General features: G+C 55.7%; 16 protein-coding genes. 12 read left to right on the top strand and 4 right to left on the bottom strand.

Annotated elements, in window-relative coordinates:
* The 3 genes from kdpB to ACX9GT_RS07255 are packed head-to-tail and all read right to left on the bottom strand — an operon-like array spanning window position 1 to window position 3,870.
* The gene (gene kdpB / locus ACX9GT_RS07245) at window positions 1–2,070 is read right to left on the bottom strand and encodes a potassium-transporting ATPase subunit KdpB (RefSeq protein WP_473190461.1); all 2,070 of its coding nucleotides are present in this window, start codon (window positions 2,068–2,070) and stop codon (window positions 1–3) included.
* A gap of 13 nt (window positions 2,071–2,083) precedes the next feature.
* A complete protein-coding gene (gene kdpA, locus ACX9GT_RS07250) occupies window positions 2,084–3,781 on the bottom strand; it encodes a potassium-transporting ATPase subunit KdpA (protein ID WP_473190462.1) in 1,698 nt (565 codons plus the stop codon).
* Window positions 3,781–3,870 (bottom strand): K(+)-transporting ATPase subunit F, encoded by a 90-nt coding sequence (locus ACX9GT_RS07255; protein ID WP_037398280.1) that lies wholly within the window; start codon window positions 3,868–3,870, stop codon window positions 3,781–3,783. The genes kdpA and ACX9GT_RS07255 overlap by 1 nt, the downstream gene beginning before the upstream one ends.
* A gap of 428 nt (window positions 3,871–4,298) precedes the next feature.
* Here ACX9GT_RS07255 and ACX9GT_RS07260 point away from each other — a divergent pair, with 428 nt between their 5' ends.
* The 12 genes from ACX9GT_RS07260 (at window position 4,299) to nei (ending at window position 14,738) form a co-directional block, all read left to right on the top strand.
* The gene (locus tag ACX9GT_RS07260) at window positions 4,299–4,505 is read left to right on the top strand and encodes a YbfA family protein (protein ID WP_473190463.1); all 207 of its coding nucleotides are present in this window, start codon (window positions 4,299–4,301) and stop codon (window positions 4,503–4,505) included.
* Window positions 4,506–4,637: 132 nt separating this feature from the next.
* Window positions 4,638–5,591 (top strand): YbgA family protein, encoded by a 954-nt coding sequence (locus tag ACX9GT_RS07265; RefSeq protein WP_473190464.1) that lies wholly within the window; start codon window positions 4,638–4,640, stop codon window positions 5,589–5,591.
* Between the two features lie 15 nt (window positions 5,592–5,606).
* A complete protein-coding gene (gene phrB, locus ACX9GT_RS07270) occupies window positions 5,607–7,031 on the top strand; it encodes a deoxyribodipyrimidine photo-lyase (RefSeq protein WP_473190465.1) in 1,425 nt (474 codons plus the stop codon).
* A gap of 22 nt (window positions 7,032–7,053) precedes the next feature.
* Window positions 7,054–8,034 carry an MBL fold metallo-hydrolase gene (locus ACX9GT_RS07275; protein WP_473190466.1) on the top strand — a complete coding sequence of 327 codons (981 nt, stop codon included), beginning with the start codon at window positions 7,054–7,056 and terminating at the stop codon, window positions 8,032–8,034.
* A 216-nt stretch (window positions 8,035–8,250) separates the two neighbouring features.
* A complete protein-coding gene (locus ACX9GT_RS07280) occupies window positions 8,251–8,994 on the top strand; it encodes a type 2 GTP cyclohydrolase I (protein ID WP_473191529.1) in 744 nt (247 codons plus the stop codon).
* A gap of 134 nt (window positions 8,995–9,128) precedes the next feature.
* The gene (gene pxpB, locus ACX9GT_RS07285; RefSeq protein ID WP_473190467.1) at window positions 9,129–9,785 is read left to right on the top strand and encodes a 5-oxoprolinase subunit PxpB; all 657 of its coding nucleotides are present in this window, start codon (window positions 9,129–9,131) and stop codon (window positions 9,783–9,785) included.
* Window positions 9,779–10,711 carry a 5-oxoprolinase subunit PxpC gene (pxpC, locus tag ACX9GT_RS07290; RefSeq protein WP_473190468.1) on the top strand — a complete coding sequence of 311 codons (933 nt, stop codon included), beginning with the start codon at window positions 9,779–9,781 and terminating at the stop codon, window positions 10,709–10,711. The genes pxpB and pxpC overlap by 7 nt, the downstream gene beginning before the upstream one ends.
* Window positions 10,701–11,438 carry a 5-oxoprolinase subunit PxpA gene (gene pxpA, locus ACX9GT_RS07295; RefSeq protein WP_473190469.1) on the top strand — a complete coding sequence of 246 codons (738 nt, stop codon included), beginning with the start codon at window positions 10,701–10,703 and terminating at the stop codon, window positions 11,436–11,438. The genes pxpC and pxpA overlap by 11 nt, the downstream gene beginning before the upstream one ends.
* 53 nt (window positions 11,439–11,491) lie before the next feature.
* On the top strand, window positions 11,492–12,223 hold the full coding sequence (locus ACX9GT_RS07300) for a DUF969 domain-containing protein (protein ID WP_473190470.1): 732 nt from the start codon (window positions 11,492–11,494) through the stop codon (window positions 12,221–12,223).
* Window positions 12,220–13,227, top strand: a complete 1,008-nt coding sequence (locus ACX9GT_RS07305) for a DUF979 domain-containing protein (RefSeq protein WP_473190471.1) — start codon at window positions 12,220–12,222, stop codon at window positions 13,225–13,227. Before ACX9GT_RS07300 ends, ACX9GT_RS07305 begins: the two co-directional genes overlap by 4 nt.
* An 8-nt stretch (window positions 13,228–13,235) precedes the next feature.
* The gene (gene pcp, locus ACX9GT_RS07310; protein WP_473190472.1) at window positions 13,236–13,880 is read left to right on the top strand and encodes a pyroglutamyl-peptidase I; all 645 of its coding nucleotides are present in this window, start codon (window positions 13,236–13,238) and stop codon (window positions 13,878–13,880) included.
* Between the two features lie 66 nt (window positions 13,881–13,946).
* Entirely contained in the window at window positions 13,947–14,738 is a 792-nt protein-coding gene (nei, locus tag ACX9GT_RS07315) for an endonuclease VIII (protein WP_473190473.1), read from the top strand.
* A 58-nt stretch (window positions 14,739–14,796) separates the two neighbouring features.
* Here the strand turns inward: nei and ACX9GT_RS07320 are convergent, their stop codons facing one another.
* A complete protein-coding gene (locus tag ACX9GT_RS07320; protein WP_473190474.1) occupies window positions 14,797–16,086 on the bottom strand; it encodes a citrate synthase in 1,290 nt (429 codons plus the stop codon).
* Window positions 16,087–16,139 lie beyond the last annotated feature (53 nt).

The following is a 16,139-nucleotide window of genomic DNA, read 5'->3' on the forward strand; positions in this document are numbered from 1 at the left end:
TCAACCGGCCATATGCAGCGCGGTTAGCAGCAGATCGATCAGCTTAATACCGACAAATGGCACCAGCAGCCCACCCAAACCATACAGCCACAGATTGCGCCGCAGCAGTGCCGCTGCGCTCATCGCTTTATAACTCACCCCGCGCAGCGCCAGTGGGATCAGGAATACGATCACCAGCGCGTTGAAGATCACCGCCGACATAATGGCAGATGATGGTGAATGCAAGTTCATGATGTTCAGCGCATTCAGTTGCGGATAGGTAGCGGCAAATGCCGCCGGAATAATGGCAAAGTATTTCGCCACGTCGTTGGCGATGCTGAAGGTGGTCAGCGAACCGCGCGTCATCAGCATCTGTTTGCCAATATGTACCACTTCGATCAGCTTGGTGGGGTTGGAGTCCAAATCCACCATATTGCCTGCTTCTTTGGCTGCCTGAGTGCCGGAGTTCATGGCAACCGCTACGTCAGCCTGTGCCAGCGCTGGGGCATCGTTGGTGCCGTCACCGGTCATGGCAACCAGGCGGCCTTCGGCCTGATATTGGCGGATCAGCGCCAGTTTGGCTTCGGGGGTGGCTTCTGACAGAAAATCATCCACACCGGCTTCGGCCGCGATGGCGGCGGCGGTCAGGCGGTTATCCCCGGTGATCATCACCGTTTTGATGCCCATTTTGCGCAGTTCGGCAAAGCGTTCTTTGATCCCACCTTTCACGATATCTTTCAACGCCACCACGCCCAGCACGCGCGGCCCTTCGGCCACCACCAGCGGTGTACCGCCGGTGCGTGCCACGCTTTCTACCAGATCGTCGACGGCGCGCGGGAAGTGGCCATTATTCGACTCCACATGGCGGCGAATGGCGTCCACAGCCCCTTTGCGGATCATCCGTTCCTGTACGTTGACGCCGCTCATGCGGGTTTGCGCAGAGAAGGGCACGAAGGTGGCGTTCAAAGCCTGTAAATCACGTTCACGCAGGTTGAAGCGCTGCTTCGCCAGCACCACAATGCTGCGGCCTTCTGGGGTTTCATCTGCCAGTGAGGAAAGCTGCGCGGCATCCGCCAGTTCCTGCTCTTTGACGCCCGGCGCAGGCAGGAATTCCGAAGCCTGGCGGTTACCTAGCGTGATGGTGCCGGTTTTATCCAACAGCAACACATCGACGTCACCGGCGGCTTCCACCGCCCGGCCGCTGGTGGCGATCACGTTGGCCCCCAGCATGCGGCTCATCCCGGCCACGCCAATGGCGGACAGCAAACCACCAATGGTGGTCGGGATCAGGCAAACCAGCAACGCCACCAGCACGGTGATGGACACCACGCTGCCGCTGCCTGCGGCTTCCACGCTGTATTGCGAATAAGGGAACAAGGTGGCGGTTGCCAGCACGAAAACGATGGTTAATGCGATCAGCAGAATGGTCAGCGCCACCTCATTGGGGGTTTTACGGCGTTTAGCCCCTTCCACCATGGCGATCATACGATCGAGGAAGGTTTCACCTGGGTTCACGCTGCACTGTACCACCAGCCAGTCGGACAACACGCGTGTCCCGCCGGTCACAGACGAAAAATCACCGCCGGACTCGCGGATCACCGGTGCGGATTCACCGGTAATGGCGCTTTCATCCACCGAGGCTCCACCTTCCAGCACTTCACCGTCGCACGGGATGGTGTCACCGGCCTCTACCAGCACGATATCCCCTTTACGCAGGCTTTCGGCCGAGACTTTCTCGCTGGCTGCATCGCGTTTTGCGCTGGTAAGTTTTTTCGCCCAACTGGTTTTTTTGGTGCCTCTCAGGCTTTCGGCCTGGGCTTTGCTGCGCCCTTCGGCCAAGGCTTCGGCAAAATTGGCAAACAGCACGGTAAACCACAGCCATAGCGAGATACTGCCGGTGAAAGCGGCGTTACCGTCGGTTTTGCCTGCCAGAATAGTCAACCAGATGGCGCTGGTCAGGATGCTGCCGATGTACACCACGAACATCACCGGGTTGTGCCACTGCACACGCGGATCCAGCTTTTTCACTGCATCAATCAGTGCGGTACGGAGCAGTGCTGGCTCAAACAGCGCACGTTGTTTACGAGTCATCGTTTTATTCTCTCTATGACTGTGAGTTTGCCAACCAAAGCTGCAAATGCTCGGCTACCGGGCCCAGCGCCAGCGCTGGAACGAAGGTCAATGCACCGACCAGCAGGATGGTGCCGATCAGCAGGCCAATAAACAGCGGCCCGTAAGTCGGCAGCGTACCGTTACCCGCCGGTTGGCGTTTTTTGACGCACAGCGAACCGGCAATCGCCAACACCGGCAGGATCACCCCGAAGCGGCCGACGAACATGGCAAACGCCAGCAGCAGGTTGTAGAACGGCGTGTTGACGCTCAAACCGGCAAAGGCACTGCCGTTGTTGTTGGCGGCGGAAGACACGGCATACAGCACTTCGCTGAAACCATGTGCGCCGGGGTTGAGAATACCGGCACGGCCTGCGTCGGTGGCAATTGCCAGCGCGGTTCCGAGCAGCACCAGCGTCGGGGTAACCAGGATCGCCAGCGCGGTCATTTTCATGTCATAAACATCGATCTTTTTGCCGAGATATTCCGGGGTGCGGCCAATCATCAGCCCGGCAATAAACACCGTCAGCAGCACGAACAGCAGCATGCCGTACAGGCCGGAACCGACGCCGCCGAACACCACTTCACCAATCTGCATCAACCACATCGGCACCAGGCCGCCCAGCGGGGTAAAGGAGTCATGCATGGCGTTGACGGCGCCGCAGGAGGCCGCCGTGGTGACTACTGAGAACATGCTGGAGGCGAGAATGCCGAAGCGGGATTCTTTACCCTCCATATTGATGTTGCTGGCGCTGCCTAGCGCGCTCAGATGCGGATTACCGGCCAGTTCGGCGTACATCACCACCATCACCGCAATCACGAAGATCAGCGCCATCGCCCAGATCAGCGCATGGCCCTGGCGGTTTTCACCGGCGACCTGACCAAATGCAAAGCACAGTGCGCAAGGGATCAGGAAGATCGCCAACATCTGCACAAAGTTGGTCAACACCGTTGGGTTTTCGAACGGGTGTGCGGAGTTGGCCCCGAAGAAACCGCCGCCGTTGGTGCCGAGCATCTTGATCGCTTCCTGCGAAGCCAGCGGCCCCATCGGCAGCGTTTGTTGCGCACCTTCTAAAGTGTTCAGATGCAGGTAAGGCAGGAAGTTTTGCAGCGAGCCCTGGCTGACAAAAAACAGCGCGATAAGCAGCGACAGCGGCAACAGTACATACAGGGTAATGCGCAGGATATCGACCCAGGCGTTACCGATGGTGGCACTGGAGCGGCGGGCAAAGGCGCGGATCAGAGCAAAGGCCACGGCAATACCGGTGGCGGCAGACAGGAAGTTCTGCACCGTCAGCCCAACCATCTGGCTGAGATAGCTGAGGGTGTTTTCACCGCTGTAAGCCTGCCAGTTGGTGTTGGTGACAAAGCTGACGGCGGTATTGAAGGCCAGATCCCAAGACAACCCGGCGAACCCTTGCGGGTTAAGCGGCAATGAACCTTGGGCCATCAGCAGCACAAATAGCAGCACTAGCCCGAGGATATTGAACCACAGAATAGCCAAGGCATATTGCCACCAGTTCATTTCTGCGGTGTCACTACCGCAACAGCGCCAGACGGCGCTTTCAAAATGACGCAGCACCGGTAGCGGTTCGCCTTCGATCAGCCGGGCGATAAAGCCGCCCAGTGGACGGGCCAGCAACAGAAGCACCAGCATAAAGCTGGCAATCAGTAAGAAGGCTGAAGCTGCCATCAGAAGTCCTCCGCATTGAACAGGGCATAAATCAGATAACCCAACAGCAGCAGAACCAACAGCGCACCACCAATAACGCTGAAACTCACGGGACACCTCCAGAGGTGTGGTTTTGGATAAGCTGAGTGTAGGGAGCGGGGTGGAAAGAAGATGAAAAAATAGCGCCGTGAGGTGTAAAGAAAGTATAAAAATGGCTGAAATTAAAGCAAAAAAGCGCGTTACAGAGCGGTAAAGATCGACGTGGTCGATTTTGTTGCCGTTATTTAAGGTAGAAAAACTGCGTTATCAAAAAGTAAATGCTTAGTAACTGATAATGGGGTTTTATTAACGATAACGTAACAAAATTACGCGATAGGCTTTTTTTCTGCGATTTTTTAACCAATTCAGTGGTCGGATGAGTAGTAAAGTTACAATAATTGCGCTAAAATTTTGCTCAGTTTTCAAATCATCTTATTTTAATTCTTACGCCCGTACGGTTTCCTGATAGTTCCGCAGCTGGTGTTCCAAGGAGGTTCGCATGTCTAACTATCACGCTTATCCATTGCATCGGATCCTCCTGCGCCGCAGCGCAGTGCTGCTGGCGCTGCTGCTGACTCTACCGGTGATGCTGTTCTTTTCAGATCGCGCCCGTTTTTACAGCTATCTGCACCGTGTCTGGTCAAAAACCAGTGATAAACCGGTTTGGTTGCAGCAGGCAGAAGCCGCGTCTGGCGATTTTTATTGATTGCCGTCAGCGCTCCGCACTGAAACCCTCGTCCTTTTTGGCGGGGGTTTTTTGTTTCTGCATTACCAGGTCGTACTAACGCGCGAATTCCTCTACACTTTTTGCATCATCCAACATTTTAGGGCGTGAAATATGAGTGATAAAATTCCGGTAGGGATCAGCGCTTGCCTGTTGGGCGGAACCGTACGTTTTGACGGTGGCCATAAGCGGCTGGAGTTTGCCGTTGAACAGCTGGCTCCGTATGTGCGCTTCGAACCCATCTGCCCAGAAATGGCCATTGGTTTACCCGCGCCACGGCCTGCGCTGCGGCTGATGAAAAAACAGCAAGAGACGGTGTTGTGCAACAGTAACGACAGCACGGTAGATGTCACCGACAAGATGCAGCAGTTCTCCGAGCAGCGTGTCGCCGGTCTACAGGATTTATGCGGCTACATCGTCTGTGCCAAGTCGCCCAGCTGCGGTATGGAGCGGGTTAAGGTGTATGGTGAGAACGGTGAAGGGGCGCGCAAAAGCGGCGTTGGGCTGTTCACCGCCGAATTGATGCGCCAGATGCCGTGGTTGCCGGTGGAGGAAGATGGCCGCCTGAACGATCCGGTGCTGCGTGAGAACTTTGTCGAGCGGGTGTTTGCGCTCTATGAGCTGAACATGCTGTGGCGTAAAGGTTTGACGCGCGGCGGGCTGATCGCTTTCCACAGCCGTTATAAACTTTCACTGCTGGCACATTCACAGCCCGAATACCGCGAACTGGGGCGTTTTGTGGCAGGCATTGAAAAGTGGGCATCGCTGGAGGAGTTTACCGTGGAATACCGTAGCCGCCTGATGGCGTTGCTAAAGCACAAAGCCAGCCGCCGCAACCACACCAACGTGCTGATGCATGTGCAGGGCTACTTCCGCCGCCAGCTCAATTCCGCTCAGCGCCAGGAACTGGCACAATTAATCGATCGCTATCGCCAGGGGATGCAACCCTTGTTAGCACCCATCACCCTGTTGAAACATTACATGGCTGAATATCCTGATAGCTATCTGGCGCAACAGCGCTATTTCGAACCCTACCCAGAAGCATTGCGCTTACGTTACGGCCATTAATCAGCAAGGAATGCTATGACTACCCATTTGATCTGGTTGCGTAACGATCTGCGCATCACCGACAACAAAGCGCTACAGGCTGCCTGTAGCGATCCTGATGCCAAAGTAGTGGCGGTGTTCGTTGCTACCCCTGAACAGTGGCGAAAGCATGAGATGGCTCCCCGCCAGGCGGCCTTTATCCACGCCAACCTGTTACAGGTTCAACAGGCGTTGGCGGAGCGCGGTATTGAGCTGATTTGCCATCAGTGCAACGATTTTGCCGATTCAGCGCGCTGGCTGGTGGATTTCTGCCAGCAGCGGCAGGTCACCGCACTGTTTTACAACCGTCAGTATGAAATCAATGAACGCCAGCGTGATGCGCTGCTTGAACAACAGTTGGCGGGCAAGGTGATTTGCCGCAGCTTTGACGATAGCCTGCTGTTACCACCGGGCAGCGTGCAAACCGGCAGTGGCGAGATGTACAAGGTTTACACGCCGTTTCGCCGGGCGTTTATCCAACGCCTGACCGAATCCGATGTCAGTTCATTACCTGCCCCGCGTTCACGCGGCGAGGCGGTGAACGTGGTTGCACCGCAAGCGTTTGATTATCCCTTGGCGGATGCAGGGGAGGCTTACCCGGCAGGTGAAGAGGCGGCGTTGCAGCGGTTGCGCACTTTCTGCCGCGAACAGGTGCAGGATTATCCAAAGCAGCGCGATCTGCCGGCGATTGCTGGCACCAGCAGTTTATCGCCATATCTGGCCATCGGCGTGCTGTCGCCCCGCCAGTGCTTTAACCGGCTGCGCGCCGAATGCCCAGAGGTATTGGAAAACCCGGAAAGCGGCGCTTTCTGCTGGCTGAACGAACTGATCTGGCGCGAGTTTTATCGTCACCTGATGGTGGCGCATCCTGCGTTATGCAAGCACCGCCCCTTTATCGAGTGGACCGATAGGGTATGCTGGCAGGCTGATGACCGGGCATTACTGGCTTGGCAACAGGGCCAGACCGGTTACCCGATCGTCGATGCCGCTATGCGCCAGCTCAATCAAACCGGTTGGATGCACAACCGCTTACGGATGATCAGCGCCAGTTTTCTGGTGAAAGATTTGTTGATCGACTGGCGTGCCGGTGAGCGTTATTTCATGTCGCAATTGCTGGATGGCGATCTGGCGGCCAATAACGGTGGCTGGCAGTGGGCCGCTTCTACCGGTACCGATGCTGCACCTTATTTCCGCATTTTCAATCCGACCACACAGGGCGAACGTTTTGATCCGCAAGGCACTTTTATCCGTAAATGGTTGCCTGAACTGGCGGATGTACCGGACAATGACATTCACCAACCTCATCGCTGGGCAGAAAAACAGCAACGCGTGCTGGATTACCCGCTGCCGATTGTCGATCACAAACAGGCCCGGCTGGATACGCTGGCGGCCTTCGAAGCGGCCAAGCGAGGGGGATCTTAAGGCAACACCAAGGAGTTTCCTGATGATGAAAAAAATGCTGGCTTTGTGCCTGAGCGGTTATTCCGCACTGGCGATGGCTGGCTTTGACCTAGTGGCGCTGGGCGTCGACGGCGGCGTCAGCGATGGCAATCTGACCTCTTACCTGATCCGCAGCGACAACCAAACGCAATATCTGGCATTGGATGCCGGTTCGCTGCTGCCGGGCATTGCCAAGGGGCTGCAAAAGGGCAGTTTCCCGCAGGTGACGCCTGAACTGGCGGCCCCTTATACTCCGCAGGGTTACGTGTTCCGCCAACTGATCGGCAGTTACTTTATCAGCCACGCACACTTGGATCATGTTGCCGGGTTGATCATTGGCTCACCGCAAGACAGCAAGAAAACCATTTATGCGCAGGCGGATACCGTTCTGACGCTGCGTAACCACTATTTTAACTGGAAGGCCTGGCCCAACTTTACCGATGCGGGTAATGGCGCGCGGCTGGGGACGTACCGTTTGCAAACGGTACGTCCGCAACTGCGTTTTACCTTGGGGCTGACCGGCTTGAGTGGCGTAATGTACCCGCTCAGCCACGATCGCTACCCTTCTTCAATGCTGCTGATTAGCGATCGCGAAGGTTCATTTGCTTATTTTGGCGATACCGGCCCGGATGCGTTGGAACAATCACGTAATCTGGACGCCATCTGGCGCGTACTGGGGCCGCTGATTGAGCAGAAAAAGCTGAAAGGCATGATTATTGAAACCTCTTACCCTAACGGTGTGGAAGATAAATCGCTCTATGGCCATCTGACACCCGCCTGGTTGCTGAAAGAGCTGAAAAACCTGCAGCAATACATTGGTGAAGAAGGTTCGCTGAAAGATCTGCCAATCGTGATCGGCCATATCAAACCTAGCCTGAAGCAGGGGGAGGATGTGCGTGTTACCATCAGGCAGCAGCTAGAGCAAGGTAACAAGCTGGGGGTGAAGTTTATTTTGATGGAGCAGGGCGACCGGCAACAATTTTGAAGATACCCGTCGTCTTTCAAGTTGCAGGGGTGTTGGCTGCGTTACTCGGCCCATGCTGGGCCTCGTCCCTTCGGGACCGCTGCAAGCAGCGTTCAAATCTGCTTTCGCAGATTTGTCACTCACCCCAGTCATTTACTTGAGTAAGCTCCTGGGGCTTCGCTTAGTTGCCGCCTACCTGCATTTTGAAATCCATAGGGTAAAAAAAGTGAGATGAGTATGCATAACCTCGATCTGGAAAATCTGATCAACACCGAACTGAACTGCGCCGCTTTTCAGGACTATGGGCCGAACGGCCTTCAAGTGGAAGGGCGCGCGCAGGTGCAGCGTATTGTCACCGGCGTTACGGCGTGCCAGGCGCTGCTCGATGCTGCTGTGGCACACCAGGCCGATGCCATTGTGGTGCATCACGGTTATTTCTGGAAAAACGAAGCACCGTCGATACGTGGCATGAAGCGTAATCGGCTGAAAACGCTGTTGAGCAATGATATCAATCTGTACGGCTATCACTTGCCGCTGGACGCGCATCCGTTGCTGGGCAATAACGCCCAACTGGCCCAGCTGCTCGGGATCCGTGTGCTGGGTGAGGTTGAATCTTTGCTACCGCACGGTGAGCTTGAGCAACCGCTAAGCGGCAGTGAGCTGCAACAGCGTATCGAAAATTGCCTGGGCCGAGCAGTGTTGCACTGTGGCGATAATGCGCCTGAACAGATCCGCAAAGTGGCCTGGTGTACCGGCGGTGGCCAAGGCTTTATCGACAGCGCCGCACGATTCGGTGTCGACGCCTTTATCAGCGGCGAAGTTTCTGAACAAACCATCCATACGGCGCGGGAAATGGGCCTGCACTTCTTTGCTGCTGGCCATCATGCCACCGAACGCGGTGGGATCAAGGCGCTAGGAGAGTGGTTGGCGCAGCAGCATGGCTTTGATGTGACCTTTATCGATATCCCGAATCCTGCCTGATTTTCCTTCACGGGTTCGCTTGGCCGAACCCGTAACCCATTCTAAACCCTTACTTTAGCAAAGGTTGTTCTATTGACAGCCGGGCTGCTGTCACGCATAACTGATGCGTTTTGCAATAAATTAAGGAGAACAAGGTGCAGCGAGCACAATATTACCTGTTAGGGGAAAGAGCAGTCGTGCTTGAATTGGCACCACCGGTTACGTTGCAGAGTCAGCAACGTATTTGGGCATTGGCGGAAAAGCTCAACCATCATACTGACGTGCGCGAAGTGGTTCCGGGCATGAATAACCTGACGCTGCTGCTGTATACGCCGCAGGCGGATGCCGAAGCCATGTTGGAACTGCTGCGGCAGGGGTGGGAAGATAATGAAAGCCTGGTACCGGAATCCCGCGATGTGGATATTCCGGTGATCTATGGCGGGGAGGATGGCCCCGATCTGCACGAAGTGGCACAGTACACGGGCATGACGCCGCAGCAGGTGGTGGAATGCCATTCCTCGGTGGCCTATGTGGTGTACTTCCTCGGTTTTCAGCCGGGTTTCACCTATCTGGGGGGGATGCCGGAACGGTTGGCGATGCCACGTCGGGCAGAGCCGCGCTTGTCAGTTGCCGCTGGTTCAGTGGGCATCGGCGGCGGCCAGACGGGGATTTATCCGCTCGTCACGCCCGGTGGCTGGCAACTGATTGGCCGCACGCCGCTTGCCCTGTTTAATCCCAATGAAATGCCGCCGACGCTGTTACGCCCTGGCGACAACGTGCGCTTTGTGCCGCAGAAGGAGGGAGTATGCTGAAAATTCTGCGTGCCGGTATTTACACCACGGTTCAGGATTTGGGCCGTAACGGTTTTCGCCGCTTGGGTATCAGCCAGGGCGGAGCGCTGGATGTGCCCGCGCTGAAAATTGCCAATCAGCTGGTGGGTAACCCGGTGGAGGCTGCCGGTCTGGAGATCACGCTTGGGCAATTCAGTGCTGAATTCACCCAAAGTGGTTGGATTGCCCTGACCGGTGCCGGTTGCGATGCCCAACTGGATGGCAACCCGCTGTGGACCGGGTGGCGTTACCCGGTCAAAAAAGGCCAAAAGCTGACGCTGAAAACGCCTAAACGCGGAATGCGCAGTTATCTGGCCGTGTCGGGCGGGATTGCGGTGCCAGAGATGCTGGGCTCACGCAGTACCGATCTGAAAGCCGGTTTCGGCGGGTTTGGTGGGCGACAGCTGAAAGATGGCGATGCTTTACCCTTGGGGAACAGCCACAAATTACCGGCCACGAGCCTGGGTGTGAAGCAGTTGCTGTTCAATAACCGGATCCGGGCGTTACCGGGGCCGGAATATCACGAATTCAGCCAAGAAGCGCAGGATGCCTTTTGGCGCACGGCCTGGCAGCTTAGCCCGCAGAGTAATCGGATGGGATATCGTCTGCATGGCAGCACGGCGCTGGCAAGAACCACCGAGCGTGAAATGCTCTCCCATGGGTTGTTGCCGGGCGTGGTGCAGGTGCCACATAACGGTCAACCGATCGTACTGATGGCCGATGCACAGACCACCGGGGGTTACCCGCGTATTGCCTGCGTGATCGAAGCCGATCTCTACCATTTGGCGCAGATTCGGCTGGGTGAGGCGATCCACTTTATCCCCTGCACATTGGCCGACGCGCAGCGTGCCAAAGCCGAGCAGGATCACTTTATTCAACAGATTGCCTGGGGGTTAAATGATCGTTGATTTGAACGCCGATCTCGGCGAAGGCTGTGCCAATGATGAGGTATTGCTGCAACTGGTCAGTTCCGCCAATATCGCCTGTGGCTTTCACGCCGGTGATGCGCAAACCATGCGTCAGTCGGTGCGCTGGGCGCTGCAATACGGCGTAGCCATCGGCGCACACCCGAGTTTCCCTGATCGGGAAAACTTTGGCCGTACCCGTATGCAGTTGCCTGCGGAAACGGTTTACGCGCAGGTGGTTTATCAGCTTGGCGCGCTGGCGGCGATCGCCCGTGCCGAGGGCGGCGTCATGGTGCATGTGAAACCCCATGGCATGTTATATAACCAGGCTGCCGTGGAGCCCGAGTTGGCGGAAGCTATTGCCCGCGCCGTGCTGGCGGTGGATCCGGCATTACGTTTGGTCGGCTTGGCTGGCAGTGAGTTGATTCGTACCGGAGAGAAGCTGGGGCTGGCAACACGGCAGGAAGTGTTTGCCGATCGCGGTTATCAGGCCGATGGCACTTTGGTGCCGCGCGGTCAGCAGGGCGCGTTGATCGCCAGTGATGAGTTGGCGCTGGAGCAAACGCTGGAGATGGTACGCCATCACCGAGTACGTGCTGTGACAGGAGCCTGGGTCGCCGTTCAGGCCGAAACGGTTTGCCTGCATGGCGATGGTGAACATGCGTTGGCCTATGCCCGTAAACTGCGTGAGAGCTTTGCCGCACAGCAGATCCGTGTCAGTGCGGATTAACCCGGCCGTATTGTTATAAAAATAAGAAACACAACCTATAAGGGATGAAAACTATGGAACAAACAGTAAACCTCTGGCCACTGATTGGTATTGCCGCCATCGTGGTTGGATTCGTTCTACGCTTTAACCCGGTGCTGGTGGTGATCGCCGCCGGTATCATCACCGGGCTGGCGGCATTGATGCCATTAGACGTGATTCTGGAAAAACTGGGTGAGGGCTTTATTAATACCCGTAACTTGCCATTGATCCTGCTGTTACCGCTGGCGGTTATCGGCCTGTTGGAACGTCATGGGCTGAAAGAACGTGCGCAGGCGTGGATCGCCAAAATCAAAAGTGCCACTGCCGGGCGCTTGCTGATCGTCTATCTGTTCGTGCGTGAAGCCACCGCAGCGATGGGGTTGACCAGCCTGGGCGGGCATCCGCAGATGGTGCGCCCGCTGCTGGCACCAATGGCCGAAGGTGCGACGGAAAACCGCTACGGTGAGTTGCCCGAGCGCGTGCGCCATCGGCTGCGGGCGATGTCTGCGGCGACCGATAACGTCGGTTTGTTCTTTGGTGAAGATATTTTCGTGGCTTTTGGCGCGATCATCTTCATGCATAACTTTATGCTGGAATCTGGTGGTATTCAGACCGAGCCGCTGCATATTGCGCTGTGGGGGATCCCAACGGCGATCTGTGCCTTCCTGATCCACGCTTTCCGTTTGTATCGCATGGACAAGCAACTGACCGCAGAGCTGAGCAAGCTCAATCAAGCCGCGCTGCAAGCGAAAGGAGCTGGCAAATGAATTTCCAGCAACAATATCTCTATTGGTTGGCCGGTGCGGTATTACTGATCGTCGCGGTGATGTCGTTCCGCGATCGCGCTAACCCACGTCGTGTGACTACCGGCCTGTTCTGGATGCTATACGGTTTGATCTTCCTGGTGGGGGACTGGACCTACGGGCTGTTCGGCAGCGGTGCTGAAGCCAAACGCCAATTGCACATTACGGTGGGTGTGCTGGTGGTGGTGATGGCATTGATCGCCGGTTTCGGCGGTGTCCGCCTGGGCAGTTACCATCAGCGTAGCCCGCAAGAGCGGGAAGCCAGCGCACAAAGACTGGGTAACCGCCTGTTTATTCCTGCGCTTGCCATTCCAGTGGTGACGGTGATCGGTGTGCTGCTGTTTAACAACATTCCGGCATTGCAAAACGCGGTGTTTGGCAGCGGCAATCATGCCACGCTGATTACGTTATTCTCGATGGCGGTCGGCTGCGTGCTGGGCCTGCTCATTGCCGTAAAAATGACCCATGAAAAAGCCTTGCAGCCGGTTCAGGAAGCGCGCCGCCTGCTGGACTCCATCGGTTGGGCGTTTATTCTGCCGCAGATCCTGGCCACCTTGGGCTTGTTGTTCACCACTGCCGGTGTTGGTGTCGCGATTTCTCATCTAACGCAGGAATACCTGGCGGTAGACAATCGTTTCATTGCCGTGGCGGTATACGCTATTGGTATGGCGGTGCTGACCATGGTGATGGGCAACGCGTTTGCTGCGTTCCCGATTGTTACTGCCGGTATCGGTATCCCAATTCTGGTGTTGCAACACGGCGGTAATCCGGCGGTGATGGCTGCCATCGGCATGTTCTCCGGCTATTGCGGCACGTTGATGACGCCAATGGCGGCTAACTTCAACATTGTGCCAGCAGCATTACTGGAATTGCCAGACAAGAACGCGGTGATCAAGGCGCAGATCCCTACCGGGGTAACCTTGCTGATAGTGAACGTCTTCTTGCTGTATTTCCTGATGTTCCTGTAGGAGAGCTTATGCAAAAAGTATTAATTACGGGTTTTGAGCCGTTTGGCGGCGAGCAGGTGAATCCTTCCTGGGAAGTGGTGAAGCAGCTTAACCAACGGGAAGTGGCTGGTGCGCGTATCGTTGCGCGCCAACTGCCTTGCGTGTTTGGTGAAGCGTTAACGGTGCTGAACGCGGCCATTGATGAATTGCAGCCGGTGTTGGTGCTGGCGGTCGGTCAGGCGGGCGGGCGCGTCGATATTACTTTGGAACGTGTGGCCATTAACGTTGATGATGCGCGCATTCCCGACAACCAAGGGCAACAGCCGATCGACCAGGTAATTGTTGAGCAAGGGCCAGCGGCTTATTTCAGCACCTTGCCCATCAAAGCGATGGTGAATGCGCTGCGCGAGGCCGGGATCCCAGCTTCGGTTTCGCAGACTGCTGGAACCTATGTGTGCAACCACGTGATGTATGGCTTGTTGCACCGTTTGCGTGGGCAGCAGGCGGTGAAGGGCGGTTTTATCCATATTCCGTATCTGCCAGAACAGGCCGCGTTCCACCCTGGTGCAGCGAGTATGGCGGGCCAAACCGTATTGATTGCGCTGGAATTGGCTATTTTGATTGCGCTACAGGTTGAGCATGATTTGAAAGTGGTGGGTGGAGCCACGCATTAAGGCGCTGCCATGAGCTAAAATCTGAGGGCTCTGTACGCAGGGCCCTTTTCAATCAAGGAGTGTGGTATGCCGGAAGGACCGGAGATTCGCCGGGCGGCAGATAAACTGGCGGCGGTGATGATTGGGCAACCGCTGACCGAGGTCTGGTTTGCCTTTCCCCAACTGAAATACTATCAGGCTGATTTGCTTGGCGAATGCATTACCGCTATCGAACCGCGGGGAAAAGCCCTGTTAACCGACTTTTCCAACGGTTTGACCATGTACAGCCATAACCAGCTTTATGGCGTGTGGAAAGTGGTGAAAGCCGGAGAGACACCGGAAACCAAGCGCGATCTGCGCGTTCGGTTGGAAACCGCTGATTGGGCGATTCTGTTGTACAGCGCTTCCGATATTACTCTTGCCCCGCGTGGTGAAATTGAGCAGCATCCGTTTTTAAACCGCATCGGCCCTGACGTGCTGGATATGGCGTTAACGGTGGGGCAGGTTGAACAGCGGCTGTTGTCTGCCAAATTCTGCAAGCGGCAATTGGGGGGAATGTTGCTCGATCAAACCTTTTTGGCGGGGCTGGGAAATTATCTGCGAGCTGAAATTTTGTGGCAGGCGCAATTGGCACCCAAGCATAAGCCGCAGGACTTAGCGACCGAAGAGTTACACCGATTGGCACAGGCGTTGCTGGAAATTCCCCGCTTGTCTTATCAAACCCGAGGTCAGGTGGATGACAATCGCCATCATGGCAGTTTATTCCGTTTTAATGTGTTTCACCGCAGTGGTGAGCTTTGCCCACGATGTGGGGTGATGATCGAGAAAACCGTCCTGTCATCCCGGCCGTTTTATTGGTGCCCGGAGTGCCAGAAATAGCCGATAAAAAAGCCGCCCAACGAGTGGGCGGCCTGGTATAAGCAGAGATAAACAGAGCTTATTTATTGTTCTGCGGTTTGAAATCACGTTCGGCATAGCCGGTATACAACTGACGCGGGCGGGCAATCTTGATGCCTTCGTCGTGCATTTCGTTCCAGTGTGCGATCCAGCCGATGGTACGGGCAATGGCGAAGATAACGGTGAACATGGAAGACGGAATACCCATGGCTTTCAGGATGATGCCAGAGTAGAAGTCGACGTTCGGATACAGTTTCTTCTCAATGAAGTACGGGTCGTTCAGCGCGATGTGTTCCAGTTCCATCGCCACTTCCAGCAGGTTGTCGTCTTTCTTGTTCAGCTCTTTCAGCACTTCATGACAGGTTTCACGCATCACGGTAGCGCGCGGATCGTAATTTTTGTAAACGCGGTGACCGAAGCCCATCAGGCGGAACGAATCGTTCTTGTCTTTGGCACGCTTGATGAATTCTGGAATGTGCTCAACCGTTTTGATCTCTTCCAGCATCTTCAGCGCGGCTTCGTTGGCACCGCCGTGCGCTGGCCCCCACAGGGAAGCGATACCGGCCGCGATACAGGCAAATGGGTTAGCACCGGAAGAACCGGCGGTACGCACGGTCGAGGTTGATGCGTTCTGTTCGTGGTCAGCATGCAGGATCAGAATACGATCCATCGCGCGTTCCAGCACCGGGTTCACCACGTACTCTTCGCACGGCGTGGCAAACATCATGCGCAGGAAGTTACCGGCGTAAGAGAGATCGTTACGCGGATAAACAAAAGGTTGGCCGATAGAGTATTTGTAACACATGGCCGCTACGGTCGGCATTTTGGACAGCAGGCGGAAGGCGGTAATTTCACGGTGACGCTCGTTGTTAACGTCGAGTGCATCGTGATAAAACGCCGCCAGCGCGCCAGTTACGCCGCACAATACTGCCATTGGGTGTGAATCACGGCGGAAACCGCGGAACAGATGGGTAATCTGATCGTGGATCATGGTGTGGCGGGTAACGGTAGTTTTGAAGGTTTCAAACTCTTCTTTGGTCGGGGCTTCGCCGTACAGCAGGATATAGCACACTTCCAGATAAGAGGACTCTTTTGCCAACTGCTCAATAGGGAAGCCGCGGTGCAACAGAATACCTTTGTCACCATCGATAAAGGTGATCTTGGATTCGCAGGAAGCGGTAGACGTAAAGCCGGGATCAAATGTGAAATAACCCTTGGAGCCCAAGGTGCGCACGTCAAGGACATCTGGTCCTAGTGTTGGGGTGAGCACGCCCAGTTCGATCGTAGCTTCGCCATTATTGATACTTAGCGTCGCTTTCTTATCAGTCATTTACAGTCTCCTTAGCGCCATATTTTAAAAACCTCTAACCACTGAAATACCTT

The organism is Serratia sp. YWN4, from assembly GCF_055790845.1.

Bases quoted from the DNA above. Each gene is read 5' to 3' on its own strand.
- kdpB (WP_473190461.1), bottom strand. From the start codon at position 2,070: ATGACTCGTAAACAACGTGCGCTGTTTGAGCCAGCACTGCTCCGTACC.
- kdpA (WP_473190462.1), bottom strand. From the start codon at position 3,781: ATGGCAGCTTCAGCCTTCTTACTGATTGCCAGCTTTATGCTGGTGCTT.
- ACX9GT_RS07260 (WP_473190463.1), top strand. From the start codon at position 4,299: ATGTCTAACTATCACGCTTATCCATTGCATCGGATCCTCCTGCGCCGC.
- ACX9GT_RS07265 (WP_473190464.1), top strand. From the start codon at position 4,638: ATGAGTGATAAAATTCCGGTAGGGATCAGCGCTTGCCTGTTGGGCGGA.
- phrB (WP_473190465.1), top strand. From the start codon at position 5,607: ATGACTACCCATTTGATCTGGTTGCGTAACGATCTGCGCATCACCGAC.
- ACX9GT_RS07275 (WP_473190466.1), top strand. From the start codon at position 7,054: ATGATGAAAAAAATGCTGGCTTTGTGCCTGAGCGGTTATTCCGCACTG.
- ACX9GT_RS07280 (WP_473191529.1), top strand. From the start codon at position 8,251: ATGCATAACCTCGATCTGGAAAATCTGATCAACACCGAACTGAACTGC.
- pxpC (WP_473190468.1), top strand. From the start codon at position 9,779: ATGCTGAAAATTCTGCGTGCCGGTATTTACACCACGGTTCAGGATTTG.
- pxpA (WP_473190469.1), top strand. From the start codon at position 10,701: ATGATCGTTGATTTGAACGCCGATCTCGGCGAAGGCTGTGCCAATGAT.
- ACX9GT_RS07300 (WP_473190470.1), top strand. From the start codon at position 11,492: ATGGAACAAACAGTAAACCTCTGGCCACTGATTGGTATTGCCGCCATC.
- ACX9GT_RS07305 (WP_473190471.1), top strand. From the start codon at position 12,220: ATGAATTTCCAGCAACAATATCTCTATTGGTTGGCCGGTGCGGTATTA.
- pcp (WP_473190472.1), top strand. From the start codon at position 13,236: ATGCAAAAAGTATTAATTACGGGTTTTGAGCCGTTTGGCGGCGAGCAG.
- nei (WP_473190473.1), top strand. From the start codon at position 13,947: ATGCCGGAAGGACCGGAGATTCGCCGGGCGGCAGATAAACTGGCGGCG.
- ACX9GT_RS07320 (WP_473190474.1), bottom strand. From the start codon at position 16,086: ATGACTGATAAGAAAGCGACGCTAAGTATCAATAATGGCGAAGCTACG.